At 41.7% G+C, this 2012-nt stretch carries 1 protein-coding gene; it reads right to left on the bottom strand.

What is annotated here, in order from left to right; translation table 11 throughout:
* Positions 1-174: 174 nt before the first annotated feature.
* Positions 175-1410, bottom strand: coding sequence for an IS110 family RNA-guided transposase (locus tag IE222_RS26145; RefSeq protein ID WP_191277308.1), 1236 nt, complete (start codon positions 1408-1410; stop codon positions 175-177).
* Between the last annotated feature and the right edge of the window lie 602 nt (positions 1411-2012).

The following is a 2012-nucleotide window of genomic DNA, read 5'->3' as shown; positions in this document are numbered from 1 at the left end:
AAGCCCAGTGGTAATATGTCAAGCACAAAAAAATAACGAATTGGAAATTATTTTGACTCGAGATCTAAAATTCCCTAAAAAAGGGTATACCAAATAAACTCCGCACTATTTTCCAATTAATCCCATTGATTTTGTGCGAAGCTGGGTACTTGAAAGGATGTGGAAGAGTAGATCTTAATCTCTCCTTTCGGGTGGTGTGTACAATTGATTGGTGCGTAGTAGCGAATACACCAACCGTACCAATTTTCTTGCGGTTAAGACGAGAGCACGTTTGTGTTTATGCTTAGGAACTTCTTGGTATTTCTTGTTGTAAAAAGATCTATACTCAGAATCATGTCTACGGATCGATTCTGCAGCTTGAATGAGATAGTATCTCAAATATTTGTTTCCGGTTCTCATACGGCTTGTATCATCGGATTCGTACTCGCCAGATTGGTATTGACTCCAAACAAGACCTGCATATTTCGCTAATGAATGATGGCTATTGAACCGACTTACATCGCCAATTTCAGCGATTAAACCAGCCGCAAACACATCACCAATTCCTTTAACAGAGGTTAACGTTTGCGGAATACCTTTCATGAGTTTGGCAATCTCTTTGTCCAAGCGCTTTACCTGCGACTCCATATGTTGAATGGTACTCAACGTTACGGATAGAGAAAGGTTCACAGGGTCCTGCATTGCTTTATCCAACCGGTAAGAAGACCGGGCTAGTTTTTGAAGATACTTGGCCAATTCCTCTGGGTTTTCAAAGCGATTTTTGCCCTTATCCTGCAGGAATTCAACCAATTCTTCTATGCTCATTTCGGCAATCGTTTCAGGCTCCAGCTCTTCAATTACAGCTAGACTAGTGGTACCGAAGGTATTCGAAAAGGGATTGTCTTGACGCAATCCACTGAATTTCAAGAAAAGTTGATTTAGGAAATAGGTTTTATTCCGTCCAATCTCTTTCATGAAATGAAATCTCGTTCGAGTAAGACGTTGCAGGGCTTCATATTGAACCGCATCTTTCATTTCATTAGGTAGTCGACCAAATCGCAAGTGGTCAGCGATGACCCAGGCATCTATTCGGTCGTTCTTTGGCAAAGAATCATAGCCTTTCTTAAAACGAGCGACTTTTCTCGCGTTTAATGTGTAGATAAAGGATTGGAACCGTGGTTCGTACCCTTTTAATTGATCTTTGAGGTAGTGAGCAAGGTGCCAACTATATTGATCCGTTGCTTCCATACCAACTTTAAGTTCTGAAACCTGACTTTTTTCCGCTGCTTCTAACATACGTTTGATCAGGGTATCTGCCCCAGATTGATCATTAGAAACAGAAAAGTCAGCGACTGATAAACCGTCCTCCTTCATGAAATGGACATGATGGGACTTTAAGCTTACATCTACACCAACAAGCAATTTTGACATACCTATCACCTCCAAAAGGCTGTTAATCAAGTACGTTCAGACCTGGGTGCCCAAAGGAATCATTGAGTCTGCCTCGTCATCAGCACTCAGAGAAAAGAAGTCCATAACGAGCGCTACACTCACTTCTTTTTCAACGGCGCAACCAGTGGTTAGACCTTCAACAATGAACCATGGGTAGCAGGCTTATTAAGCAGTACACCGAAGTGTCCGCAAGGAGAGAAAGCTATATCCTGAGACGAACTTGTCGGTTCCTATTGTCCCATGGGCAGGGCTGAAACGCTATAAAAAATGACGGAGTAAAACGCTGGAGCATCCTCCATTCCCCGCCATTTCCCGATATTCAATTAAGGGCATTCTAAAGAAGCAGTAGGGAAACATCCCCCTGCGGAAATATGAACAGCACAAAAATCTATTATTAATCTTATAAGTCTTTACCTCGACTTCCCCATCATGTGGGTGAAACAAGGGTAAAACAAAAACATTTAAGATGGGGAAGCCGAGAGGCTAACCAATGAAAACCTATAGGTATCTAGAGTGAATTTTAGACGATCCGGATCAACTGGAAATTCTACTAGAAGGAGCTCTTACTACTAATATACGAG

Origin of the sequence: Neobacillus kokaensis, from assembly GCF_014656545.1 — a bacterium.
Classification (GTDB): Bacteria; Bacillota; Bacilli; order Bacillales; family Cytobacillaceae; genus Neobacillus; species Neobacillus kokaensis.
This window is presented reverse-complemented; position numbering and strand designations above follow the sequence as displayed.

Excerpts from the sequence above, each read along its gene's own strand:
- IE222_RS26145 (WP_191277308.1), bottom strand. The coding sequence starts at position 1,410 with ATGTCAAAATTGCTTGTTGGTGTAGATGTAAGCTTAAAGTCCCATCAT.